This is a genomic window from Stenotrophomonas sp. 71799_Sma, assembly GCF_056482505.1.
In genome coordinates this window covers 1,755,623-1,778,180 of sequence record NZ_CM151202.1, presented here as the reverse complement: position 1 = coordinate 1,778,180, position 22,558 = coordinate 1,755,623, and the positions used below count along the sequence as shown (strand labels likewise).

23 protein-coding genes and 1 tRNA gene are annotated in these 22,558 nt (G+C 67.0%); 9 read left to right on the top strand and 15 right to left on the bottom strand.

The features are described from left to right. Positions 1 to 91 precede the first annotated feature (91 nt). From ACZK4Z_RS08280 to ispG, 3 genes are all read right to left on the bottom strand, one after another. On the bottom strand, positions 92 to 739 hold the full coding sequence (locus tag ACZK4Z_RS08280) for a response regulator (protein WP_004153112.1): 648 nt from the start codon (positions 737 to 739) through the stop codon (positions 92 to 94). Between the two features lie 201 nt (positions 740 to 940). Beyond that, the gene (locus tag ACZK4Z_RS08275) at positions 941 to 1,690 is read right to left on the bottom strand and encodes a phosphatase PAP2 family protein (protein ID WP_032128858.1); all 750 of its coding nucleotides are present in this window, start codon (positions 1,688 to 1,690) and stop codon (positions 941 to 943) included. Beyond that, entirely contained in the window at positions 1,671 to 2,936 is a 1,266-nt protein-coding gene (gene ispG, locus ACZK4Z_RS08270) for a flavodoxin-dependent (E)-4-hydroxy-3-methylbut-2-enyl-diphosphate synthase (protein WP_032128857.1), read from the bottom strand. Before ispG ends, ACZK4Z_RS08275 begins: the two co-directional genes overlap by 20 nt. 114 nt (positions 2,937 to 3,050) lie before the next feature. Here ispG and ACZK4Z_RS08265 point away from each other — a divergent pair, with 114 nt between their 5' ends. Next, positions 3,051 to 4,277, top strand: a complete 1,227-nt coding sequence (locus tag ACZK4Z_RS08265; RefSeq protein ID WP_094000016.1) for an ATP-binding protein — start codon at positions 3,051 to 3,053, stop codon at positions 4,275 to 4,277. Further along, positions 4,274 to 4,843 carry a response regulator transcription factor gene (locus ACZK4Z_RS08260; RefSeq protein ID WP_012510702.1) on the top strand — a complete coding sequence of 190 codons (570 nt, stop codon included), beginning with the start codon at positions 4,274 to 4,276 and terminating at the stop codon, positions 4,841 to 4,843. The genes ACZK4Z_RS08265 and ACZK4Z_RS08260 overlap by 4 nt, the downstream gene beginning before the upstream one ends. 18 nt (positions 4,844 to 4,861) lie before the next feature. Here ACZK4Z_RS08260 and ACZK4Z_RS08255 read toward each other — a convergent pair whose 3' ends face one another. The 9 genes from ACZK4Z_RS08255 to pcnB all read right to left on the bottom strand — a co-directional run bounded on the left by ACZK4Z_RS08255 (position 4,862) and on the right by pcnB (position 14,460). After that, positions 4,862 to 7,759 carry a type 2 lanthipeptide synthetase LanM family protein gene (locus tag ACZK4Z_RS08255; protein ID WP_125895699.1) on the bottom strand — a complete coding sequence of 966 codons (2,898 nt, stop codon included), beginning with the start codon at positions 7,757 to 7,759 and terminating at the stop codon, positions 4,862 to 4,864. Positions 7,760 to 7,839: 80 nt separating this feature from the next. Further along, a complete protein-coding gene (locus tag ACZK4Z_RS08250) occupies positions 7,840 to 8,046 on the bottom strand; it encodes a DUF6229 family protein (RefSeq protein ID WP_049400943.1) in 207 nt (68 codons plus the stop codon). A gap of 316 nt (positions 8,047 to 8,362) precedes the next feature. Then, positions 8,363 to 9,877 carry a glucose-6-phosphate isomerase gene (gene pgi / locus ACZK4Z_RS08245; protein ID WP_478451358.1) on the bottom strand — a complete coding sequence of 505 codons (1,515 nt, stop codon included), beginning with the start codon at positions 9,875 to 9,877 and terminating at the stop codon, positions 8,363 to 8,365. Next, entirely contained in the window at positions 9,874 to 10,254 is a 381-nt protein-coding gene (gene panD, locus ACZK4Z_RS08240) for an aspartate 1-decarboxylase (protein ID WP_032128853.1), read from the bottom strand. The genes pgi and panD overlap by 4 nt, the downstream gene beginning before the upstream one ends. Positions 10,255 to 10,341: 87 nt before the next feature. Further along, a complete protein-coding gene (locus ACZK4Z_RS08235; RefSeq protein WP_049400941.1) occupies positions 10,342 to 10,839 on the bottom strand; it encodes a hypothetical protein in 498 nt (165 codons plus the stop codon). 66 nt (positions 10,840 to 10,905) lie between these two features. Beyond that, positions 10,906 to 11,745: a pantoate--beta-alanine ligase gene (gene panC / locus ACZK4Z_RS08230; protein ID WP_346486844.1), complete on the bottom strand. Its 840-nt coding sequence runs from the start codon at positions 11,743 to 11,745 to the stop codon at positions 10,906 to 10,908. Further along, positions 11,742 to 12,557 (bottom strand): 3-methyl-2-oxobutanoate hydroxymethyltransferase, encoded by an 816-nt coding sequence (panB, locus tag ACZK4Z_RS08225; protein ID WP_005416119.1) that lies wholly within the window; start codon positions 12,555 to 12,557, stop codon positions 11,742 to 11,744. The genes panC and panB overlap by 4 nt, the downstream gene beginning before the upstream one ends. Before the next feature lie 34 nt (positions 12,558 to 12,591). Next, positions 12,592 to 13,077, bottom strand: coding sequence for a 2-amino-4-hydroxy-6-hydroxymethyldihydropteridine diphosphokinase (gene folK, locus ACZK4Z_RS08220; protein ID WP_478445667.1), 486 nt, complete (start codon positions 13,075 to 13,077; stop codon positions 12,592 to 12,594). 3 nt (positions 13,078 to 13,080) lie between these two features. Then, on the bottom strand, positions 13,081 to 14,460 hold the full coding sequence (gene pcnB, locus ACZK4Z_RS08215; protein ID WP_032128849.1) for a polynucleotide adenylyltransferase PcnB: 1,380 nt from the start codon (positions 14,458 to 14,460) through the stop codon (positions 13,081 to 13,083). Positions 14,461 to 14,512: 52 nt separating this feature from the next. On the opposite strand from pcnB, the gene ACZK4Z_RS08210 reads away from it, so the two are divergent. Beyond that, a tRNA-Glu gene (locus tag ACZK4Z_RS08210) sits at positions 14,513 to 14,587 on the top strand. 378 nt (positions 14,588 to 14,965) lie between these two features. On the opposite strand, the gene ACZK4Z_RS08205 is transcribed toward ACZK4Z_RS08210, so the two are convergent. Further along, positions 14,966 to 16,390 (bottom strand): sugar porter family MFS transporter, encoded by a 1,425-nt coding sequence (locus tag ACZK4Z_RS08205; protein ID WP_125895933.1) that lies wholly within the window; start codon positions 16,388 to 16,390, stop codon positions 14,966 to 14,968. 192 nt (positions 16,391 to 16,582) lie between these two features. Between ACZK4Z_RS08205 and fdxA the strand changes: the two genes are divergently transcribed. Then, the gene (gene fdxA / locus ACZK4Z_RS08200) at positions 16,583 to 16,906 is read left to right on the top strand and encodes a ferredoxin FdxA (RefSeq protein ID WP_004153066.1); all 324 of its coding nucleotides are present in this window, start codon (positions 16,583 to 16,585) and stop codon (positions 16,904 to 16,906) included. 197 nt (positions 16,907 to 17,103) lie between these two features. On the opposite strand, the gene ACZK4Z_RS08195 is transcribed toward fdxA, so the two are convergent. Next, complete coding sequence (locus ACZK4Z_RS08195) at positions 17,104 to 17,619, bottom strand: hypothetical protein (RefSeq protein WP_006432432.1); 516 nt, start codon at positions 17,617 to 17,619, stop codon at positions 17,104 to 17,106. A gap of 32 nt (positions 17,620 to 17,651) precedes the next feature. After that, the gene (dapA, locus tag ACZK4Z_RS08190) at positions 17,652 to 18,545 is read right to left on the bottom strand and encodes a 4-hydroxy-tetrahydrodipicolinate synthase (RefSeq protein ID WP_049423505.1); all 894 of its coding nucleotides are present in this window, start codon (positions 18,543 to 18,545) and stop codon (positions 17,652 to 17,654) included. A gap of 164 nt (positions 18,546 to 18,709) precedes the next feature. Between dapA and ACZK4Z_RS08185 the strand changes: the two genes are divergently transcribed. From ACZK4Z_RS08185 to ACZK4Z_RS08165, 5 genes are all read left to right on the top strand, one after another. Further along, positions 18,710 to 19,270, top strand: coding sequence for a glycine cleavage system transcriptional repressor (locus tag ACZK4Z_RS08185; protein WP_005409051.1), 561 nt, complete (start codon positions 18,710 to 18,712; stop codon positions 19,268 to 19,270). A 79-nt stretch (positions 19,271 to 19,349) separates the two neighbouring features. Next, entirely contained in the window at positions 19,350 to 19,829 is a 480-nt protein-coding gene (locus tag ACZK4Z_RS08180; protein ID WP_032128846.1) for a peroxiredoxin, read from the top strand. An 84-nt stretch (positions 19,830 to 19,913) separates the two neighbouring features. Next, positions 19,914 to 21,314 (top strand): PhoH family protein, encoded by a 1,401-nt coding sequence (locus ACZK4Z_RS08175; RefSeq protein ID WP_108764766.1) that lies wholly within the window; start codon positions 19,914 to 19,916, stop codon positions 21,312 to 21,314. Continuing rightward, positions 21,311 to 21,820 carry a hypothetical protein gene (locus ACZK4Z_RS08170; RefSeq protein WP_313142211.1) on the top strand — a complete coding sequence of 170 codons (510 nt, stop codon included), beginning with the start codon at positions 21,311 to 21,313 and terminating at the stop codon, positions 21,818 to 21,820. Before ACZK4Z_RS08175 ends, ACZK4Z_RS08170 begins: the two co-directional genes overlap by 4 nt. A 9-nt stretch (positions 21,821 to 21,829) precedes the next feature. Then, positions 21,830 to 22,498, top strand: a complete 669-nt coding sequence (locus ACZK4Z_RS08165) for a YoaK family protein (RefSeq protein ID WP_478451356.1) — start codon at positions 21,830 to 21,832, stop codon at positions 22,496 to 22,498. Positions 22,499 to 22,558 lie beyond the last annotated feature (60 nt).

Sequence of the window (22,558 nt, the reverse complement as noted above, 5' to 3'; positions counted from 1 at the left end):
ATCCACGGCGTCCCCTGCGCAATCCCTCCGCAGGGCCAACCCCACGAATCCTGCCGCACACCGCGAGGGGCTCAGCCGTTGGCCGAAACCCTTACAGCGGCCGTGCCGGATCCACCAGCCCATACTGGCTGGCCATCCGCGCCAGCGCGATGTTGTCGTGGATTCCCATCTTCTCGAACAACCGCGCCTTGTGCGTGTTCACCGTCTTCGCACTCAGGCTCAGCCGCCGCGCGATGTCTTCCTGGCGCAGGCCCTGGGTCAGCAGCAGTGCCACTTCCAGCTCGCGCGGTGACAGGCTGTCGAACGGCGAACCGTTGCCCTCCACCGTCGACAACGCCAGGTTCTGCGCGATGCTGGTGCCCAGGTAGCGGCGGCCACCGGCGACGTCGCGCACTGCGCGCAGCAGTTCCTGCGCATCGCAGCCCTTGCCGATGTACCCGGCAGCACCGGCTTCCAGCAGGCGCTTCGGCAGCGGGCCGTCTTCCAGCACCGACACGATCACCACGCGGGTGTTGCGGTGGCTGCGGACGATGCGCTCGGTCACTTCCATGCCGCTTACGCCCGGCAGGTGCAGATCGCACAACACCACGTCCGGCAGCAGCTGGCGGACTTCACGCAGCGCGTCTTCGCCGGTCTCGGCTTCGCCCACCACCTCGATGTCGGTTTCCCCCGACAGAATCATCTTCATCCCGGTGCGGACCAGCGCATGGTCATCCACCAGGTAGACTCGAATCGTCATTCACGTACCTCTTCGAATGCGGCCATTGCAGGTCAAGCTAGGCAGGGTGCCGATACCCCTGCAAGCGCGTTCGGAATGCGACCCCGGCAATCTGCCTTGCGCATCACACTACCGCGCGTTGTGCTTGCCCCCTGTCTTGCAGAACCTGCTGCAACGAAACAACTGATCTATCACGTAGACGTCCCTCAAGGGCCATCCACGTCAATCCCCCTGTGATGATGCTTCGCTGGCCTTCGCTGGCGGCGAGCCGTGACGTCGCCATGGGTGCCGGCGACTGAACATGACCAGATAGCACCCTACCACCCAAACCAGCGCGGCACACCATCCGGCCAGGATATCGGAGGGGTAATGCACCCCCAGGTAGACCCGGGACACGCTGACCAGCAGGCTGAATGCCGGTGCCAGCAGCAGCACCGGCCAGCGCCAGCGGGTGTTCCAGGCCAGCAGTACCAGGGTCACTGCCAGGGTCATCGAGCCCATCGCATGGCCGCTGGGGAAGCTGAACGTCGATTCCGGCGCGATCGATTCCCACAGGCTGGGGCGCTGGCGCTGGAAGAAGTGCTTGCTGCCCATGTTCAGCAGCGCCGAGCCGACGAAGCTGACCGCCACGAAGGTCGCCTCGCGCCAACGCCGGTAGCCCAGCAGCACGCCGATGATCAGCACGTCGGCCGGGATCAGGAACCATTCGTAGCCCAGTCTGGAAATGAGCACGAAGAAGCGGTCCAGCAGCGGCGAATGCAGGCCATGCATCTGCCACAGCAGCGGCGCATCGAAATGGAACGATTCAAACTCGTGCACCTCGTCAGCCAGGGCGACGAAGCCGGCCAGCGGCAGCAGCACGCCACCGAACAGCAGGACCAGGCGCCAGGCATTGCGCGCCATCCAGTGGCGGAAGCCGGAGGCGGACTCCGGTGCAGCGAGGATCGCAGGCTTATCCGGCGCTTCGGACATACTTGTGTTCGACGTAATCGTCGATCAGGGCGACGAATTCCTGGGCGATGTTCTCGCCACGCAGGGTCACCTTCTTTTCGCCATCGACGAACACCGGCGCTGCAGGCGTTTCACCCGTGCCGGGCAGCGAGATGCCGATATTGGCATGGCGCGACTCACCCGGTCCGTTGACGATGCAGCCCATCACCGCCAGGGTCATGTTCTCCGCACCCGGGTGGTGGATCTTCCACAGCGGCATCTTCTCGCGCACGTGGTTCTGTACCACCTTGGCCAGCTCCTGGAAGAACTCGGAGGTGGTGCGGCCGCAGCCCGGGCAGGCCGTGACCAGCGGCGTGAAGGCGCGCTGGCCGGTGGTCTGCAGCAGCTCCTGGGCGACGATCACTTCCTGCGTACGCGACTGGCCCGGTTCCGGGGTCAGCGAGATGCGGATGGTGTCACCGATGCCCTCCTGCAGCAGCACGCTCAGCGCCGCGGACGAGGCGACGATGCCCTTGCTGCCAATTCCAGCCTCGGTCAGGCCCAGGTGCAGGGCGAAATCCGAGCGCTGGGCCAGGTCGCGGTACACCGCGATCAGCTCCTGCACGCCACTGACCTTGGCCGACAGCACGATGCGGTCGCGCGGCAGGCCGAGCTCCACCGCCTGCTCTGCCGAATCCAGCGCCGAGCGGATCAGCGCCTCGCGCAGCACGCGGCCGGCGTCCCAGGGCTGCTCACGCAGGTTGTTCTCGTCCATCAGCTTTGCCGCCAGGGCCTGGTCCAGCGAGCCCCAGTTGGCACCGATGCGCACCGGCTTGTTGTAGCGGATCGCGAACTCGATCAGCTGGGCGAACTGCAGGTCCTTCTTCTTGCCGAAGCCGACATTGCCCGGGTTGATGCGGTACTTGGCCAGCGCTTCGGCACAGGCCGGTTCGGCGGTCAGCAGCTGATGGCCGTTGTAATGGAAGTCACCGATCAGCGGCACGTCGATGCCCATCATCGCCAGCTTGTCGACAATGCGCGGGATCGCCGCAGCCGCTTCCACGGTATTGACGGTCAGCCGCACCATTTCCGAACCCGCACGCCACAACTCGGCCACCTGCTTCACGCTGGAGGCCACGTCGGAGGTATCGGTGTTGGTCATCGACTGCACCACGACCGGCTTGCCTCCGCCTACGGTGACCCCGCCGATCTGGACGGCATGGGTCTGGCGGCGGGGCCAGGCAGTGGCATCGGAAGGGGGCGTCGGGCGGGTAACGGCGTCGTGCATGGGCGCATTCTACCGCCCGCCTCCGCATTCCGGGTGACTCGCATTCAGCCGGCGGCACGGCTGCGGCCGATTGTCGCAGGCACGGTCACGCGTGAACGCATACGATGAGCGTGAATGACCGGTCCCGACGCCCCGTTTCTCCGAACCCTGTGCAGCCTGCGCTGGCTTGCCGTAGGTGGCCAGGCCGCCACCATCCTGGTTGCCACCTGGGTGCTGGGCCTGCCGTTGCCGCAACTGCCATTGTGGGCGGGCGTGGCCGTGCTGACCCTGTTCAACATCTACACCCAGCTGCGCCCGGAGGCGGCCGACACCGCGCCACTGACCGCGTTCGGCCACATCCTGGTGGACGTGATCATCCTGACCTGGATGGTGGGCTGGAGTGGCGGCATGGCCAACCCGTTCAGTTCGCTGTTCCTGATCCTGATCGCGCTCGCCGCGTTCGCCCTGCCCCTGCGCTGGGCACTGGCGGTGGCGCTGGCCTGCCTGCTCGGCTACGCCGCCAGCGGCATCTTCGGCCAGTCGCTGCCGGATGGCTATTTCCGCGCCCAGGACCTCAACCGCTGGGGCGTGGTCGCCAATTTCCTGATTTCCGCAGCGGTCGTGCTGACCTTCTCCACCCGCCTGGCACTGGCGCTGCGCCAGCGCGAACTGGAACTGTCGGCCCTGCGCGAACGCTTCGCCCGCAACGAGGGCATCGTCGCCCTGGCCACCCATGCCGCCTCGGTGGCGCATGAACTGAACACGCCTCTGGCGACCATGACCCTGCTCGCCGATGACGTCGCCGAGCGCAGCGAAGAGCCCGAAGTACGCGAAGACATGGAAACCCTGCGCGAGCTGCTGGTGCAGTGCCGCGAGCGCGTGCTGGCGCTGGCCGCACCGGCCTCGGCCGATGCACCGGGTCGCAGCCACTCCAGCGCCCAGCAGGTACTGGAACAGTGGCGCCTGGTGCGGCCGACCATCGACCTGCATCGCAATGACGATGCGCCGCTGCGGCTGCCACTCGACCCGGGCGTGGGTCATCTGCTGATGGTCCTGCTCAACAATGCCGCCGATGCCGGCGAGCAGGCCGGCCGGCCGCGCGTGGACCTGGACCTGCGCATCGAAGGCGACGACCTGATCGGCGAAGTCCGCGACTACGGCCACGGCTTCGACGCCCGTGCCGCGGTGCTGCCGGGCAAGCTGTTCGGCAGCAGCAAAAGCGAGGGCATGGGCGTCGGCCTGGCCCTGTCCCATGCCACCATCGAACGCCTCGACGGCGAGATGTGGATGCGCCCGGCCCAGGGGGCCGGCAGTCGCGTCGGCTTCCGCCTGCCGCTGGCCCCACGTGAGGACACCCCATGAGCCTTCATCACTCCACCCTGGGCCTGCTGGTCGACGACGACGAGCTGTACCTGCGCACCCTGCAGCGCAGCCTGGCCCGCAAGGGGCTTGAAACGCAGACCGCACAGGATGCCGCCAGTGCGCTGGCGCTGGCCCGCCAGCACCCGCCGGCGTTCGCGCTGATCGACCTGAAGCTGGGCAGCGATTCCGGCCTGGCACTGATCCAGCCGCTGCGTGCCCTGCGCGCGGACATGCGGATCCTGCTGGTGACCGGCTACGCCAGCATTGCCACCGCCGTGGAGGCGATCAAGCTGGGCGCGGATGACTACCTGCCGAAGCCGGCCACGGTGCCGATGATCCTGCGCGCACTCGGCGAGGAAGACGATGGTCCGGCCGACGATGGCGAGATGGAAGTGCCCGACGCGATGACGCCGATCAGCCGCCTGCAGTGGGAACACATCCAGCAGGCGATGCACGAGACCGGCGGCAACGTGTCCGCAGCCGCCCGCCTGCTCGGCATGCACCGGCGTTCGCTGCAGCGCAAGCTGGCCAAGCGGCCAAGCCCGGAACGCGATCCCAGCCGTTGATCACCGGACCCGTCCGGCTCAGACCTCGGCCAGCACTGCTCGGTCCTGCGCGGCGCTGGAGCGCGACGCCGACGCATCGACCCGCGCCGCTACCGTCTCCTGCAGCAGCGGCGACGGCAGCGTGCAGGCCGGATGCATGCGCAGGAAGCCATAGATCGTCCCTGCCAGACCGATCATCAGGCCCGGAGTAAAGGCCGCGCGGGTCAGCCCGCCGACCATGCCCTGGTGCTCCTCGATCGAAGAAACGATCTCGATGGCGGCCTCGTCCTGCGGATAGGGACACCCCTCCGGATCCAACGCAGCCGCCAGCACCAGCAACTCCCGGGTGGACACATCGCCATGGCACAGGGTGTGGCTGAACCCCCATTTGCCGCGCGCGTCGGCCACAGCCCGCCGCATGTCACGCAACTGCGCGGGATCGCCGGTGCGGGCATACAGATCCGCCGCCGCCAGACCGATGCCAACACTGCCATGGCACCAGGTCGGGAAATTCTTCTGCCCGTCCTCCAGGTGGATATCGCGCCAGCGCCCGGTATGCGGCTCGAACAGCGCCGCCTGGAACGCAAAGGCTCCTTCGGCCAGCTGCCGCCAGGCGGCCCGCTCAGGCACGCTGCCGGCATCCGAACGCGCCAGCCGTGCCAGCGCCCAGCCCATGCCCATCGCGCCGTGGCCAAAGCCACCGATCGGCTCGCGGAACTGTGGCGTCGGCCAGCGTGCGCCGTCGGCATCGACGATCGCTGCTTCCTGCATGCGGCGCCCGGCTGCAGCCGCCAACTCCAGCCAGCGCGATCTGCCGGTGGCCTCGGCCAGCGCCAGCAACGGCAGGATCATGCCGGACACGCCATCAATCAGTTCGAATTTCACCGGCCCCTGGAAACCACGACGTTCCACTCCTTCCGCACAGCGCTCGGCCAGCGCGAGCAGTGCGGGGCGCTGCAGCAGATCATGCAATGCCAGCAGGATCCAGATCTGCGAGCCCGAGCCGACGAAACCACCATCGATCCCGGCGGGATGGCGCTCGCACATGGTCTGGAACACCGCAATGGCGCCTTCGATGGCCGGATCCAACCCAGCCACCGGATCGGCACGTCCCTGCTCCACTTCCCGGCGGTAGGCCGCCAGCGCGAACGCAATGCCTCCCAGCCCGAAATACAGGTCGGGCTGCACCGGCTGGACGGTCCACCCGGTACGGGTCACCTCGGGTGTGATCCAGGTCATCGAACCGTCTTCGCCGTGCACCGCCAGCCGCAGCAGGCTCTCCACCGCGCGCGCGGCCAGCGTGCGACGGCGTGCATCCAGGTCGTCCGCACGCGGATGCTGTGCTGCATAGCTGTGGCCGGATCTAGCCTCGGCGCGGGCCAGCGCATGCTGGTTCAGGTCGGTGGCTACCAGCGTGCTGCGGATGGTCACGTCTTCCAGGTCGATGCGCATCGCACGCCAGTTGTCGGTGATGGAGCGGATGCGGGCCGCGTCCAGCTGCGATGCGAAGATCGGAATGTCACCGTGGCGCAGGTCGTCCACTTCGCCGCGCACGGTCTCCAGGTCCGATGGCGCGGCCGGTGACACCGCCGCATTGCGCACCAGCAGGTCGATCGCGCGTTCAACCGCCTGGGCTTCCTTGTGCAGCGATGCCGGATGCCAGAGCATCCGCCCGAGCTCGGCGTAGGCCATGGTCGGCCGCCGCACATCGCGCACCTGGCAGCCCTCGAAACCGGCCAGCAACGGCATCAGTTCGCCCCTGGCATCCAGCGCACGCAGGCGCCCGCTGGCATCGACGAAACCCTCGCTGATGTGATCCCAGTACAACGACACATCGGGCTGCGGGCTCGGATGGTTCTGTGCGATGGCGACCTCTGCCTCGACCAAGCCCAGCCGCGCCGGCGCCGTCCCGTCTTCGATGATCACCGGCACCTGCACGCGCGGCTGCTCGCCCGGCAGTGCGCCGGCGGCGGACAGGTCCACGCCTTCCATGCCGAGGCCGGTGGTGCGGAACGGCACGATACCGGTGCGCAGCACCGAATTGCGCATCAGCTTGACTGCCGTGTCATAGGCATCGCCCAGACCGGATGGTTCGACGTCGATGACCTGCGAGAACACGCTTTCGGCGTCGACCACCACCGGCACCGGCCCGACCGCGATCAGGTTCTCCAGATGGATGTCGGTCCCGCCCACCAGGCGCAGGATGGCCAGCCAGTGACCGAGACCGCGGTAGTAGGCGCGCAGCTCTTCGTCACCGGAACAATAACGGTGCTCAGCAAATGCAGCCCAGCCGTGGCTGCCACGATCCACCACGCGCGGCACGCGTACCCGGCCAGGGCCCTCGCCGAAGACGGCTTCAAGCAGGCCATCAAGCGTGGCATCGATGCGCAGCGAGCGCGGCTTGTACATCAGCGTACCGCCGTCGAACTGCAACCGCGCCACGGTCCGGCCGCCACCGTGCAGGTCACCGCGCCCCAGCGACACGGCACGCAGCGATCCTGCCGGACTGCCGAGCAGGTCCGTCAGCAGCGCACGATCACGGCCGATGCGCGCGGCCAGCTCCACCACAGCCGCACATTGTCCTTCGAGCATGCGCGACAGCCGCGGCAGCAGCACCGGGTAGCGTCGCTGCAGATGCTCATGGAAGCCCTCGCTGGTGGCGAGGGTTACGAATTCGTCCAGCGCACCGGCGCCCTCAAGCGGGCCGATGTCACCACCGCGCGCGGCCGCATGCAGTTCCAGCAGCAGTACGCGGTTGAGCTTGAGCTGGGCATGTTCACGAAGCGCCGCATCGCCCTGCTCATGCAGGAGTGCGCGCTCGTCTGGCCGCAGATCGATGGCGGGGTCATGCAGGCCAGCCGCCAACGCTGTGCGCGCGTCGACAAGAAAATGTTCGGTGATGCGCGCAAACGCGGCCGCAGCCGGAGAAGCGGTCATTACGCCCCCTGCAAAGTGTCCAGAGTCTGTTCCAGTCGCCGGCACGCAGCGCAAGCCGCTGCGTGCCGGCTCGGGCTACATCAACAGCACAGGCAGTGATTGACCACCGACATCGTGGTGGTGCACTCGGTACCGCCACCGGTGATCAGGGTGTCGGAGGCCGACGTGAGCGCGGACTCGGTGGCCCCAGCGCCATAGATGAACAGCGAACCCGCAGGGTTGGCGCATCCATCCACATCGTCCGAGCCATTGAGCCAGCCGGACACAACATCGTCGTTCAGATCCATTCGCAATCTCCTGTCATTCACAACATGAGGCGTTGAGGACATGGATCGATTCCACGTCCCTTCGGATACGGCCAGTCCCTGGCATCAACATCATGCTGCGAGCGATACTGGATGACAGGTACAGCCGCCTGTGCACACTGCATTGGCACGCGATGCACAGTCAAGCTGCGCTGCGGCAGGCACGCGGATGCGCTGCATGCGCAGCACGGTAACGACACGGAATGAGTGGCCGCGCAGACATTCATGCGCGACCGGATCGAAGGCAACCGGAGAGACATGGGATGGCCGGCCGGCGCCGGCACATCCGCAGGCCGGGTCAGCTCTTCAGCTGCGCCAGGATCTCGCGGGTCATCGGATCGGCAATCGCCACATCCTCACCCTGCAGCGCCGGCAACAGGCCACTGGCCAGCTGCTTGCCCAACTCGACACCGAACTGGTCGAACGCGTTGATGTTCCAGATCACCGACTGCACGTACACGGCGTGTTCGTACATGGCGATCAGCGCACCCAGCGCCTGCGGGGTCAGCGCGTCGAGCAGGATCAGCGTGCTCGGGCGGCCGCCCGGGTAATCACGGTGCGGGTCGTCGCTGCTCTGGCCATTGGCCAGTGCTTCGGTCTGCGCCAGCAGATTGGCCAGCAGGGCCTGATGATTGATCGTGTAGGGATCGTCGTTGTGTACGCAGCCGATGAAGTCGGCCGGAACGATGCTGGTGCCCTGATGCAGTGCCTGGAAGAAGCTGTGCTGCACATCGGTGCCCGCGCCGCCCCACCACACCGGCACGGTGTCGGTGGTGACCGGCTGGCCGTCACGCTGCACGCGCTTGCCCAGGCTTTCCATCACCAGCTGCTGCAGGTAGGCCGGCAGCAGCGCCAGGCGCTGGTCGTAAGTCATCACCGCGTGCGTGGCATGGCCCAGCAGGTTGCGGTTCCAGATGTCGGTCAGGCCGTGCAGCACCGGCAGGTTGCGCTCCAGCGGTGCATCCAGCGCGTGCGCATCCATCTGCGCGGCGCCTTCCAGCAGCTGCTCGAAGCGCTCGAAACCGATCGCAAGCGCGATCGGGAAACCAACGGCCGACCACAGCGAATAACGGCCACCGACCCAGTCCCACATCGGCAGTACGCGATCGGCGGCGATCGCGAAGGCCTTGGCGGCGCGATCCGGATTGGCGCTGACTGCATACAGGCGCTCGCTGCCACCCAGCCAGTCGTGCAGGATCTGGCCGTTGAGCAGGGTTTCCTGGGTACCGAAGGTCTTGGAGATGAGGATGCCGGCGGTCTTCGCCGGATCCAGCGTGGCCAGCGTACGCTGCATGGCCGCGCCGTCCACGTTCGATACGAAATGCACGCGCAGGCGCGCGCCGGTGACCGGGCGCAACGCATCGGCGACCAGGCGCGGACCGAGATCGGAACCACCGATGCCGACGCTGACCACGTCAGTGACGCCGCTGTCTTCCAGCGCACGCACCAGCACGCCCATGCGCTGGCGGATCCCGCGCGCGGTGGCATAGGCCTCGGCTGCAACCGGCGCATCGACCACGTCGCCGCGCAGCGCGGTATGCAGCGCGGCGCGACCTTCGGTCAGGTTGACCTGCTCGCCACGGAACAATCGGGTGATGGCACCACCGACATCACGGTCGGCGGCCAACGTGAGCAGGGCCTGCAACGCCGCGGCATCGTATTTCTGCCGCGCGAAGTTGACGTACAACGGACCGACCCGCAGCGCCAGGTCCTGCACGCGGCCGGGTTCGGCGGCGAGCAGGCTGGGAATGCTTGCGCCCTTCAGGCGCTGGGCGTGGGAATGCAGCGAGTCGAATCCTTTGTTCGTTGTCATGCGGCCTGGGTCGGGATCGTGTCGTTGGTGTGGGAGATCTGGTTCTTGCCATCAACGTACACCAGCTTCGGCTTGAAGCTGTCAGCTTCCTGCTCGGTCATGCTGGCGAACGCGGCGATGATGATGATGTCACCGACCTGCACGTGGCGCGCGGCACCACCGTTGAGCGAGACAACGCCGCTGCCGGCTTCGGCGCGGATGGCATAGGTCGAGAAGCGCGCACCGTTGGTCACGTCCCAGATGTGCACCTGCTCGAACTCGCGGATGCCGGTGGCAGCCAGCAGGTTGTCATCGATGGCGATCGAGCCTTCGTAGTTCAGCTCGGAATGGGTGACGGTGGCGCGGTGGATCTTGGTCTTGAGCAGGGACAGGTGCATGGGGGCGCTGCAACGGCAAAGGAAAGAGCGGATTCTAGCACCCGCTTGGCCATCGTCAGGGGGCCGCAACAGGACGCTGAAGGCTGTTCAGGCCCCCTCCCCCGGCGGCGGCGGCGCGGCATGCCCGGAACGGCCCTCCAGAGACAGCCGGAACACCGTATGGAAGGCCAGCCCGGCGACCAGGCCGAAGCCACCTGCGGCCAGCACCTGCAAGGCATAGCTGATCACGTCGAAGGTGTCGACATAGCGCAGGCGCTGCAGCAGCGGACCATTGTCCGCGCCCGGCCAGGTGCAGGTGGCCATGGCCAGCGCGCCCAACCCGAAGCCGACCAGCACGAATCCAGTCCGGCGCAGCCGCTGTTGAGACTGCAGGATCAGCGCCATCGGCAGCAACACCGCGATCGCATTGCACACGGCCAACACGAACATCAGCCCACCGCCTGTAAGCGCAGGCATCGGCGTGCGCCGGAATTCAAGCGCGAACAACAGGCCGCCAAACAACTGGGCCGGCAGCATGCCGGCGGCCAGCACCGCCAGGATCGAGGCCTGGGCAAGACGGCCGGTATCAGTGCTGGGGGTCTTCATTTCCGGTCTCCCGTCCGTGGGAAGTCGAGAGGCGCCCGTTGCGGGCGCCCCGGAGCCGCATGCGGCTCAGAACTCCAGGTTGTCGATCAAGCGGGTAGTACCCAGCCGCGCGGCGATCAGCGCCACGCGGCCACCGCCGTCGAAGGTCGGCTCGGCCAGCTCCGGGGTCCGCAGCACTGCATAGTCGACCTGGAAACCGGCCACCTGCAATGCCGCCGTGGCGTCGGCCTCGATGCGATCACGTGCCTGCCCGGCCACGTAGCCTTCGCGCATGCCCAGCAGGGTGCGGTGGATGGTGGTCGCAAGCGGGCGCTGTTCGGCGCTCAGGTACTGGTTGCGCGAACTCTTGGCCAGGCCATCCTCGTCGCGCACGATGTCCGCACCGACGATCTGGATCGGGAACGACAGTTCGGCCACCATCTGCTTGATGACGGCCAGCTGCTGGTAGTCCTTGCGGCCAAACACGGCCACGTCCGGCTGCACCTGCAGGAACAGGCGCGCCACCACCGTGCACACGCCATCGAAGTGCCCCGGACGGCTGGCGCCTTCCAGCACTTCACTCACGCCCGGCGCGTGCATGCGCGTGGTCTTGTCCACCCCCAGCGGGTACATCACCTCGACGCTGGGCAGCCACACCGCATCGCAGCCGGCCTGCTCCAGCCCGGCTACGTCGGCCTCGGGCGTGCGCGGGTAGCGGCTGAAATCCTCGTTCGGCCCGAACTGGGTCGGGTTGACGAAGATGCTCGCCACCACCTTGTCGGCGTACTGGCGGGCCAGGGTCACCAGCGAATGGTGACCCCCATGCAGGTTGCCCATGGTCGGCACCAGCGCCACGCGCAGGCCCTCGCGCTTCCACTGGGCGATCTGCCCGCGCAGTGCGCCGAGCTCGTTGAAGGTCTGGATCATTGGGCGTAGGCGTGCTGTTCGTCGGGGAAGCTGCCGTCGCGCACCGCGTCGGCATAGGCGCGGGTGGCACCGGCCACCGAACCGCCTTCGGCAAGGAAATCCTTGACGAACTTGGGACGGCGATGACCACTGTCCAGGCCGAGGAAATCATGCAGCACCAGCACCTGGCCATCGCACTGCGGGCCTGCGCCAATGCCGATGGTCGGCACATCCACCGCAGCGGTCACTTCGGCGGCGACCGGAGTCGGCACGCATTCGAGCACCATGATGCTGGCGCCGGCAGCGGCCACAGCCTTGGCATCTTCCACCAGCTGGCGCGCGGCATCGCCACGACCCTGGATCTTGAAGCCGCCCAGTCGCAGCACCGACTGCGGGGTCAGGCCCAGATGCGCGCAGACCGGAATCTCGCGCTCCACCAGGTAGCGGATGATGTCGACCTTGAAGCCGGCACCTTCGATCTTGACCATCTCCGCGCCCGCCTGCAGCAGCTGCAACGAGGCATCCAGCGCCCGCTCCGGGGTGGCATCGGCGCCGAACGGCAGGTCGGCCACCAGCAACGCACGCTGCAGCACGCGGGCCACGGCGCGGGTGTGGTAGACCATGTCGGCCACAGTCACCGGCAAGGTCGAATCATGGCCCTGCACGACCATGCCCAGCGAATCGCCGATCAGGATCAGGTCGACGCCGTTGGCATCGAAAGTGCGGGCGAAGCCGGCGTCGTAGGCGGTCAACATGACCAGCTTCTGGCCATTGCGCTTGGCCTCGGCCAGGGCGGGAACGGTCCAGGGCTTGCTGTCTGCGTGGGTGCTCATGTGCTGATAACCGGGGGAGATAACCTGGGCATTATCACCCTATCGGCGCAATCCCGCAGGCATCCACCCGCATCACTGCATCCCGCACGCGGCCATGGCCGGGAATGGCCAGATCCGGCGCGATTTCGGCCAGCGGCACCAACACGAAGGCACGCTCGTGCAGGTAAGGATGCGGCACCTGCAGACCAGGCTGGTCGAGCACCTGCGCGCCATACAGCAGCAGGTCCAGGTCCAGCGCGCGCGGGCCCCAGTGCACCGCCGGATCGCGTACGCGACCAGAACGCTGCTCCAGCGCCAGCATCGCCTGCAGCAGCGTATCGGCGGGCAGCGTGGTCTCGACCGCAGCCACCGCGTTGACGAACGGCGGCTGGTCTTCATTGCCCCAGGCCGGCGTGGCGTACAGCCTTGAGGCTTGGCGCAGGCGGGTATCGGGCAGGCCGTCGAGCGCGGCAATCGCCGCGCCGACGGTGACGGCCGCGTCGCCAAGGTTGGCGCCGAGGCCGATCCAGGCAAGGGTCATCGTTTACTCGCCAGCCGCACCGGCCGGGGCACCCGGACGACGGCGGCGACGGCGGCGCTTGCGCGGTGCCCCGCTCTCGTCATCCCCCTCTTCGCTGTGCATCACGTCCAGCGACGATTCCAGCTCGCGACCGGACTGCGCCTGCGCCTCACGCCAGAACTCGACATCGGCGGCGTGCTCGGCCGAGGCCACCTGGCGCAGGCTGAGGAAGTCGAACGCAGCGCGGAAGCGCGGATGGGTCAGGGTACGGAACACGCGCTTGCGCTGGCGCGAGCTGAAGCGCGACTGCAGCAGCCAGATTTCCTGCATCGGCAGCGAGAAGCGGCGCGGCAGCGCGATGGTGCTCAGCTGCTGCACCGTGACGCGATCGGCGGCACGGCGCTGCGCCTCTTCCGGTGCCACGCCCTGCTTGAGCAGGGTTGCCTGGGCGCGGCAGAACGCCGGCCACAGCAGCAGCGCAAACAGGAACGCGGGCGAGACTGGTTCATCGTTGGCCACGCGGGCATCGGTGTTGGCCAGGCCCTCCACCAGCATGCGGCGCAGCGCGCCGGTGCGGTTGGACTTCAGCGCCTTGGCGCTCTCCGGGAACAGCACGTCCAGCAGGCCGTAACGTTCGAGGCCTTCGAAGCTGGCCACGCCGTGCCCGGACAGGAACAGCTTGAGCACTTCTTCGAACAGGCGCGCCGGTGCGGCTTCGTTGAGCAGGCCCGCCAGGTGCGGGATCGGCGCGGCGGTGCCCTCTTCGATCTGGAAGCCGAGTTTGGCCGCCAGGCGCACCGCACGCAGCATGCGCACCGGATCTTCGCGATAACGCTGCTCGGGGTCGCCGATCAGCTTCATCAGGCGCGCCTGGACGTCCTCGAAGCCGCCGGTGTAATCACGCACCGAGAAGTCCTCGATGGCGTAGTACAGGGCGTTGCAGGTGAAGTCGCGGCGGATGGCGTCGTCTTCGATGGTGCCGTACACGTTGTCGCGCACGAGCATGCCGTTTTCCATCTCGCGGTCGCCGCTGCCGTCATCGCTGTTGGCACGGAAGGTGGCGACTTCGATGATCTCGCGGCCGAACACGACGTGGGCGAGGCGGAACCGGCGACCGATCAGGCGGCAGTTGCGGAACAGCTGCTTGACCTGTTCGGGCGTGGCGTCGGTGGCCACGTCGAAATCCTTGGGTTGGCCATTGACCAGCAGATCGCGCACCGCGCCGCCGACAAGGTAGGCGCCGAAGCCGGCATCGCGCAGGCGATAAAGCACGCGCAGGGCGTTCGGGCTGATGTCCTTGCGGGAGATCGTGTGCTGGTCGCGCGGGATGACGCGCAGGCTGAACGGTGATGTAGCAGAGGAAATGATGTTGGCGCTTCCGGTTGAAGTTTCGGGATTGCCCAATGGCATCGAGGTGCATATACTAGCGCTCCTGCCTCGGCAGCGACACAGTTACGCTCCCTTCGTCTAGTGGTTAGGACGTGGCCCTCTCAAGGCTAAAACAGGGGTTCGAGTCCCCTAGGGAGCGCCAGTCGCCGCAGCAGGAACCGAAAAAGCCCGCCTTTGTGCGGGCTTTTCTGTTTTCCGGGGATTGCATTGGCATCGGTCGGCCTGGTCGCAGTAGCGCCTTCCTGTTCCTGCGCGGGAGGGGGCGGGCCACCCCCTCCAGACGATTTCCCGCGACGGCGGCACGAACAGCCTCGCTCCTCCGCAGCCAATTCAATCCCGACGCGCAGACCTGCGTCCGCCACCCGCAATGTGTCGAGAGGCTGCAGGCCAGCCGATCCAGGACCGTTGGCGCCATGGATGGCGCCATCGAGCCCCCATGGATGGGTTTACGGCGTGTCCTGGATCGGCTGGCCTGCAGCCTCCCCACGGAGAAAGGAGGCGCTGAAACACAGGCCGGCCGTCAGCCTTCCATCTGCTCCAGCTCCTTGCCCTTGGTCTCGCGCACGTAACGGACCACGAAGAAGATCGAGAGGATCGCAACGACAGCGTAGATGCCGTAGGCCCCGGCCAGGCCGATGCCGGCCAGCAGCATCGGGAAGGTCACGGTGATCGCGAAATTCGACGTCCACTGCGCCGCACCGGCAACGGCCAACGCCGGGCCGCGGATCTGGTTCGGGAACATTTCGCCCAGCATCACCCACATCACCGGGCCCCAGGACATGTTGAAGAACACCACGTAGACGTTGGCCGCAACCAGCGCCAGCCGGCCCATGCCGTCGGACAGCTGCAGGCGACCATCGGCCAGGCTGCCACTGGCGAAGGCGACCACCATCAGCACCAGCGCCACCGACATCCCAACCGAGCCGATCCACAGCAGCGGCTTGCGCCCGATGCGGTCGATCAACAGCACCGTCAGCAGGCAGGCGCCGATGCTCAGCGCGCCGGACAGCACGTTGATCAGCAGCGCGTCGCTTTCCGAGAAGCCCACCGCCTGCCACAGCACCGCGCCGTAATAGAACACCACGTTGATGCCGACCAGCTGCTGGAACATGGCCAGGCCAATGCCTACCCAGAGGATCGGGCGCAGCTTGCCGGTGACCGTGTCGCGCAGGTCGCTGAAGCGCGGCTTGTGCTGATCCTGGGCCAAGCTGGCTTCGATCTCGGCCTGCTTGGTCGCCGCTGCCGCCTCGCCGTACAGCCGCGACAGTACCGCCCTCGCCTGCTGCTGACGCCCCTTCAGGACCAGGAAGCGCGGGCTTTCCGGAATCACCAGCAACAACAGCAGGAACAGCCCGGACGGCAGCGCCTGCATCCAGAACATCCAGCGCCAGGCCTCATGGCCCAGCCATAGCGGCTCGGTTGACGCCCCAGCAGCTCGGGCCAGCAGGTAATTGCTGAGGAAGGCGGCGAACAGGCCGCAGATGATCGCCATCTGCTGCACCGTGGCCAAACGCCCGCGATAGCGCGCCGAGGCCACCTCGGCAATGTAGGCCGGCGACATCACGCTGGCCGCGCCCACCGCGAAGCCGCCGAGCACGCGTGCGGCGATGAACAGCCAGGAAGCGTGAGCGGCACCGGCGCCCAGCGCCGAGACCAGGAACATCAGTGCCGAGGCGATCAGCACGCCACGACGGCCCAGGCGATCCCCCAGCCAGCCGGCCAGGAAGGCACCGATCGCGCAGCCCAGCAGCATCGAGGCCACTTCGAAACCGAGCGCCGCCTCGCTGGAGTTGAAGGCCTGGCGCAGGCCGTCGACCGTGCCATTGATGACACCACTGTCGAAGCCGAACAGGAATCCACCCAGCGTGGCCACGCAGCTGATCAGGACGATGAATGCGGTGTTCTCACCACCATGGGAGGCGATGTAGGGCTGAGCTGGGGACATGAACGATCCTGCTGGGAAGGGGTCCGGCCATCCAACGCAGCCGGCTGACCCGCAGCGTCGCACAGGCCTCACCCTGCCGCCAACGACCACCACGGCCGCGCCTGCCAGACGCCCGATTTCCGCCCCGCGCCGACACCGGGGGCCAACCTGTTCTAGAATTGGCGGGTTCAGGAATCGATCCACCCCCAGCCCATGCCCTTTGTCGTCACCGAAAACTGCATCAAGTGCAAACACACCGATTGCGTGGAAGTATGCCCCGTGGATTGCTTCCACGAAGGCCCGAACTTCCTGGTGATCGACCCGGATGAGTGCATCGACTGCACCCTCTGCGAACCGGAATGCCCGGTCAACGCGATCTTCCCGGAGGACGATGTTCCTGCCGGCCAGGAGAGCTTCGTCGCCCTCAACGCCGAGCTGGCGAAGGAGTGGCCGGTACTGACCGTGCGCAAGGACCCGCCCGCCGACGCCGGCGAATGGGACGGCAAGCCGGACAAGCTGAAGCTGCTGGAGCGCTGAGAAGCGCCTCTTGCGGCAACGAAAAGGGCGCCTATGGCGCCCTTTTTCGTTGCTCGGCAGATAGCATCCGCGCGATCCGATAGGTGCCAACCGCAAGATCCGGTAGGTGCCAACCTTGGTTGGCACAGAAGCGCCGACCAAGGTCGGCCTCTACCCGGGCACGTGCGGACCTGGGCCCGCACCCACCCGACCGGCCCTTACTGGGCCAGCTTTGCCTTGAGCGCGGCGATCAGCTTCACCGGCGCTTCTGCAGTGGCCGGCAGGCCACGCGGGTCGACCGCGGAGATGTAGGCGCCGGCATCGACGGCGACCACGCGGACCAGGAAGTTGCTGCCTTCGTAGGCCACGTCATACGAGCCCAGCAGCTGCGCGCGGCTGGCGATGGTCACGCCTTCCACGCCTTCCAGCGCGGTGCCGACCTTGGCGAAAGCCTCGTCCTTGCCGCCGGCGATGGTGAAACCGGTGTTGCCCACGGCCGGGGCCGCAGCCACCGGGGCCGCCGGCTTGGTCGCCGAGGCAAGGGTCGGCACCTTGTTGTCACTGGTGGCGTTGGGCAGGTTCAGGTCCGGCGGCACTTCCAGCGGACGCATTTCCGGGGCCAGGGCGTAGTCGCCCTTGACGCCACGCTTGAAGCAGCCGGTGGTGCCGGCGGCAACGGCCACCGCAAGCAGGGCGTAGGACAGCACGCGGACGGTGGATACGGATTGACGCATGTGAATCTCCTGGGTCAGACCAAGACGGAAGGTCAGTGGCTGGAAAGGGCTTCGAGGGCGGCGATGTCGCCGGCAAGGTGATCGGCCGCCGGATGGTGCGCCACCGACAGCGGCAGCAGCGGCAGGCGCAGGTCGTGACCGATGCCGATACGGCGCAGCAACGCCTTGACCGGAATCGGGTTCGGCTCAACGCCGCAGAAATCATGGAACGGCTGCAGGCGCGCATCCCAGGACCCGGTGGCTTCGTGGTCGTGGGCGGCAGCCAGCTCGCACATCCGGCGGTAGGCGCCGGGCAGCACGTTGGAGCCGACCGAGATCAGGCCATCGATACCGGCCTGGATCGAGCGCGCGGCCGTACCGTCGTCGCCACTGAACACGGCAAACTGCGGGCTGCGCAGGGCGAGCAGCGCCTGCACCCGGCCGGTGTCACCCACCGCCTCCTTGATGCCGACGATGTTGGGATGGCTGGCCAGTTCGGCCACGGTCTCCGGCTGCATGTCGCACCCGGTACGGCCGGGCACGTTGTACAGCACGACCGGTAGCCCGCCCTGGTCGGCAACCGCGCGGTAGTGGGCGATCAGGCCAGCCTGGGTCGGCCGCACGTACGGCGGGGTGACCACCAGCGCGTGGCTGGCGCCAAGCGCGGCGGCACGGCGGGTCTGTTCGATGGTCTTGGCGGTGCCCGACAGGCCGGTACCGGCCATGACCGGGATGCGGCCGCCGATGCGCTCGACCGCGCTGGCCAGCAGCAGGTCGTACTCGGCATCGGTGAGGGTCGCTGCTTCACCGGTCGAGCCGGCTACGACAACGCCATGGACGCCACCTTCCAGTTGCAGGTGCAGCAGGCGCTGCCAACCGTCGGGATCGAGGGCGCCGTCGGCCCGGAACGGGGTCGCCAGCGCGGTGATGAGGCCGGAAAGGGACAAGGACGTGCTGCTCTTGGCTGGAAAGGGAAAACGCCCGCCACGAAAGGCCGGGGGCGACCTGAATGTTACTTGCGGCGCGAAAGCACGGGCAAGTATGCTGGACACCGGTGGATCCCCGCCTCTGGCGGGCATTCAGACTAACGCATGCATTACCCGGAATCGCCTTGACCGACACCACCCCGCGCCCCGCGCCGAGCGAAAACCACCTCCTGATCAACGCCTACACGACGCATCCGGAGTCCCCCCTGCTGTCCGTCACCCGCCGCATTGCCGACAGCGGCTGCAATCTGGTGGACGCACGCCTGGCCACGGTCGGCCGCGATGTCTCGGTCACCGCCCTGGCCACCGGCTCCTGGGACTCGGTGGCCAAGCTGGAAGCGATGCTGACCCGGCTGGAGCGCGAAGAGGGCCTGAAGCTGGTCTGGTACCGCACTGCCGCCAAGCAGGCGCAGTCCAACCTGCTGCCGTACATCGTCGAAGTGATCGCCGCCGACAAGCCCGGCATCCTGTTCCAGCTGGCCGATTTCTTCGACCGCCAGGGCATCACCATCGAGAACCTGCAGAGCACGCGCTACCGCGCCATGCAGACCGGTGCGGAGATGTTCAGCGCGCAGGTCACCATCGGCGTGCCGGCCAACATGCACATCGCCGCGCTGCGCGACGATTTCCTTGAATTCTGCGACCACCTGAACCTGGACGCGATCATGGACCCGATGAAATTCTGATTCTTCGCGCGCCTCTCACGGGCGCGTGGCGTTTCATGCAATTGTCGTAGAAAGAACCCAGGCTCGACAGAAGGACCTCATGAACAACGGCGATACCCTGGACAGCACCACCCTCTCCCTGCCGCTGGCGCTGTCCGGTGGCGAACAGGCCACTCTCGGCGACTACGCCGGCCACTGGCTGGTGCTGTACTTCTATCCCAAGGACAGCACCCCCGGCTGCACCACCGAAGGCATCGACTTCAACGCACTTCTGCCCAAATTCAAGAAGGCAGGCGCGGTGGTACTCGGTGTCTCGCGCGACTCGGTGAAGTCGCACGACAACTTCTGTGCCAAGCAGGGCTTCAACTTCCCCTTGGTCAGCGATGGCGACGAAGCGCTGTGCGGCGCCTTCGACGTGATCAAGATGAAGAACATGTACGGCAAGCAGGTACGTGGCATCGAACGCAGCACCTTCCTGATTTCCCCCGACAGCCGCATCGTGCAGTCCTGGCGCAAGGTCAAGGTTGCCGGCCATGCCGATGCCGTTCTCGCCGAACTGAAGGCCTCCCAGTCCAAGTGAGTCCCACTGCCCACTGTGTCCGCCACCACCCTGCCCTGCAGCAGGTCATGGTGGTTTTTCCCTGTCCGTAACCAGGAAATGACGATGACCCGAGGCAAGCGCATCTACGTGCTGGATACCAACGTGCTGATGCACGATCCCACCGCGCTGTTCAAGTTCGAGGAACATGACGTCTACCTGCCCATGCAGGTGATCGAGGAGCTGGACAACGGCAAGAAGGGCACCTCCGAAGCGAGCCGCAACGCCCGCCAGGTAAGCCGCTTCCTCAATGAGCTGGTGCAGGAATCGGGCCTGGACAACCTGGCCGACGGCATTCCGCTGCAGCGCCCGAACGGCCTGCAGCTGCGCGGCAAGCAGAGCGCCGGCAAGCTGCGCTTCCAGACCAGCCATTTTGATGCGGGCAAGAGCTTCGGCAAGGTCATCCCGGACAACGCCATCCTCGGCGCGATCCTGGCGCTGAAGGAAGAAACCCCCGACCTGCCGGTGGTGTTCGTTTCCAAGGACATCAACCTGCGGATCAAGGCCGCCATCGCCGGCATCGTGTCCGAGGACTACGAGAACGACCGCGCGCTGGACGATTTCAGCCTGCTCTACACCGGCGCCACCGAGCTGCCGGAAGACTTCTGGAAGCGCCACGGCGAAGACCTGCGCAGCTGGAGCGACAAGGGCCGCACGCATTACGAGATCCTCGCGCAGGATGGCGAGGAGTGGTACCCGAACCAGTACGTCTACCTGCCCGGCGAAGACGAGGTCGAACTGCGCGTCAGCCGCGTGGTCGGCGATGGCAAGGTGGTGCTGTCGCTGGTCGATGATTTCCGCCACGGCAGCCACGCCGTGTGGGGCATCAGCGCGCGCAACCGCGAGCAGAACTTCGCGCTCAACGCACTGATGGACCCGGAGATCGACTTCGTCACCCTGCTCGGCACCGCCGGCACCGGCAAGACCCTGCTGGCGCTGGCCGCCGGCCTGGCGCAGACGATGGACCAGCAGCGTTACCGCGAGATCATCATGACCCGCGCCACGGTCAGCGTGGGCGAGGACATCGGCTTCCTGCCCGGCACCGAGGAAGAAAAGATGACGCCGTGGATGGGCGCGCTGACCGACAACCTGGAAGTGCTCACCCACAACCAGGAAGGCGGCACCTGGGGCCGCCAGGCCACCAACGACCTGCTGGCCAGCCGCATCAAGATCCGCTCGATGAACTTCATGCGCGGGCGCACCTTCCTGTCGCGCTACCTGATCCTGGATGAAGCGCAGAACCTCACCCCGAAGCAGATGAAGACGTTGATCACCCGTGCCGGCCCCGGCACCAAGATCGTCTGCCTGGGCAACGTCGAGCAGATCGACACCCCGTACCTGACCGAAACCACCTCGGGCCTGACCTACGCGGTGGACCGCTTCAAGAACTGGCCGCATAGTGCGCACATCACCCTGCGCCGCGGCGAACGTTCGCGCCTGGCCGATTACGCTTCGGAGGTGTTGTGAACCGTTGCACCCGCCTGCTGCTGCCTACGGCTGCGATCACCCTCGCAGCCGCACTGGCCGCCTGCACCACCACGCGCGGCCCGGCCAGCGTGCCGACCGCCGAGCGTACCGGCCAATCGTGGGTGGTGACCCGCCCCGCCATCGCCGCGCAGGTGCTGGACACCTGCTCGCGCACCAGCCCCGGCCGCGAGGCCGGGCGGGTGAGCGGCTACTGGGCACCCAGCCGGCAGCAGGTGGACCAGATGGAAGCCAAGCTGTCCTCGCTGGAAGCCCAGGTGCCGCGCGTACTGGATTTCGACCGCCAGTACGTGGGCATCGAAAGCGGTGGCCAGCAGCTGATCTACATCAACGCATTCCACCTGCCTGAAGGCGCCGGCACCAACCCCGCCCGCGAGGCGATCCGCGTCTGCGATGGCGGCCGGCAGTTCTGGGGTGCGGTGTTCGATCCGGCCACCGGCACCTTCAGCGACCTGCAGTTCAACGGCGGCAAAGTGCCGTCGCCCTGAGGCGGCGGCATGGGAATACGCCTGCCCACCTGGGTCTGGATCGGCGCGGTGGCGCTGTCCAGCGTGGCCGGCATGGTCAACGTGGTGGGCTTCCTGGGCTTCGAGCACCAGGCGGTGAGCCACATGACCGGTAGCACCAGCCAGCTGGGCATGGCCATTGCGCAGGGTGACTGGCGCGCGGTCGGCCATCTGTGGGGACTGCTGATCGCGTTCTCGCTGGGCGCGATGCTCAGCGGCCTGCTGATCCAGGACAGCGCCCTGCAGCTGGGCCGCCGCTACGGCGTCGCGCTGGCGCTGGAATCGGCACTGCTGCTGGTGGCCATTCCGCTGTTCGAACAGCATCAGATCTGGGGCGCACTGGCCGCCGCCATGGCCTGCGGCCTGCAGAACGCGATGGCCACCACCTTCAGTGGCGCGGTGGTGCGCACCACCCACCTCAGCGGCATGTTCACCGACCTCGGCATCGGCCTGGGCCACCTGCTGCGCGGACTGCCGCTGCAGGTACGGCGGCTGACCCTCAGCGGCCTGATCATCAGCGGCTTCCTCGGCGGCGGCATCCTCGGCGCCTGGTTGTTCATGCGCTGGCAATACGACGCCCTGCTCGCCCCCGCCCTGCTGACCGGCCTGACCGGGCTGGGGTATGTGGTGTACCAGCAGTGGGCGCGTTGGCGGCATTGAATCAAAGGCATCCACGCATGGCGTGGATCTACCTTCCCCTGCGGGACCACGGCACAATCA

Coding starts and splice junctions, on each gene's coding strand:
- ACZK4Z_RS08280 (WP_004153112.1), bottom strand. CDS start 739: ATGACGATTCGAGTCTACCTGGTGGATGACCATGCGCTGGTCCGCACC.
- ACZK4Z_RS08275 (WP_032128858.1), bottom strand. CDS start 1,690: ATGTCCGAAGCGCCGGATAAGCCTGCGATCCTCGCTGCACCGGAGTCC.
- ispG (WP_032128857.1), bottom strand. CDS start 2,936: ATGCACGACGCCGTTACCCGCCCGACGCCCCCTTCCGATGCCACTGCC.
- ACZK4Z_RS08265 (WP_094000016.1), top strand. CDS start 3,051: ATGACCGGTCCCGACGCCCCGTTTCTCCGAACCCTGTGCAGCCTGCGC.
- ACZK4Z_RS08260 (WP_012510702.1), top strand. CDS start 4,274: ATGAGCCTTCATCACTCCACCCTGGGCCTGCTGGTCGACGACGACGAG.
- ACZK4Z_RS08255 (WP_125895699.1), bottom strand. CDS start 7,759: ATGACCGCTTCTCCGGCTGCGGCCGCGTTTGCGCGCATCACCGAACAT.
- ACZK4Z_RS08250 (WP_049400943.1), bottom strand. CDS start 8,046: ATGGATCTGAACGACGATGTTGTGTCCGGCTGGCTCAATGGCTCGGAC.
- pgi (WP_478451358.1), bottom strand. CDS start 9,877: ATGACAACGAACAAAGGATTCGACTCGCTGCATTCCCACGCCCAGCGC.
- panD (WP_032128853.1), bottom strand. CDS start 10,254: ATGCACCTGTCCCTGCTCAAGACCAAGATCCACCGCGCCACCGTCACC.
- ACZK4Z_RS08235 (WP_049400941.1), bottom strand. CDS start 10,839: ATGAAGACCCCCAGCACTGATACCGGCCGTCTTGCCCAGGCCTCGATC.
- panC (WP_346486844.1), bottom strand. CDS start 11,745: ATGATCCAGACCTTCAACGAGCTCGGCGCACTGCGCGGGCAGATCGCC.
- panB (WP_005416119.1), bottom strand. CDS start 12,557: ATGAGCACCCACGCAGACAGCAAGCCCTGGACCGTTCCCGCCCTGGCC.
- folK (WP_478445667.1), bottom strand. CDS start 13,077: ATGACCCTTGCCTGGATCGGCCTCGGCGCCAACCTTGGCGACGCGGCC.
- ACZK4Z_RS08205 (WP_125895933.1), bottom strand. CDS start 16,390: ATGTCCCCAGCTCAGCCCTACATCGCCTCCCATGGTGGTGAGAACACC.
- fdxA (WP_004153066.1), top strand. CDS start 16,583: ATGCCCTTTGTCGTCACCGAAAACTGCATCAAGTGCAAACACACCGAT.
- ACZK4Z_RS08195 (WP_006432432.1), bottom strand. CDS start 17,619: ATGCGTCAATCCGTATCCACCGTCCGCGTGCTGTCCTACGCCCTGCTT.
- ACZK4Z_RS08180 (WP_032128846.1), top strand. CDS start 19,350: ATGAACAACGGCGATACCCTGGACAGCACCACCCTCTCCCTGCCGCTG.
- ACZK4Z_RS08175 (WP_108764766.1), top strand. CDS start 19,914: ATGACCCGAGGCAAGCGCATCTACGTGCTGGATACCAACGTGCTGATG.
- ACZK4Z_RS08165 (WP_478451356.1), top strand. CDS start 21,830: ATGGGAATACGCCTGCCCACCTGGGTCTGGATCGGCGCGGTGGCGCTG.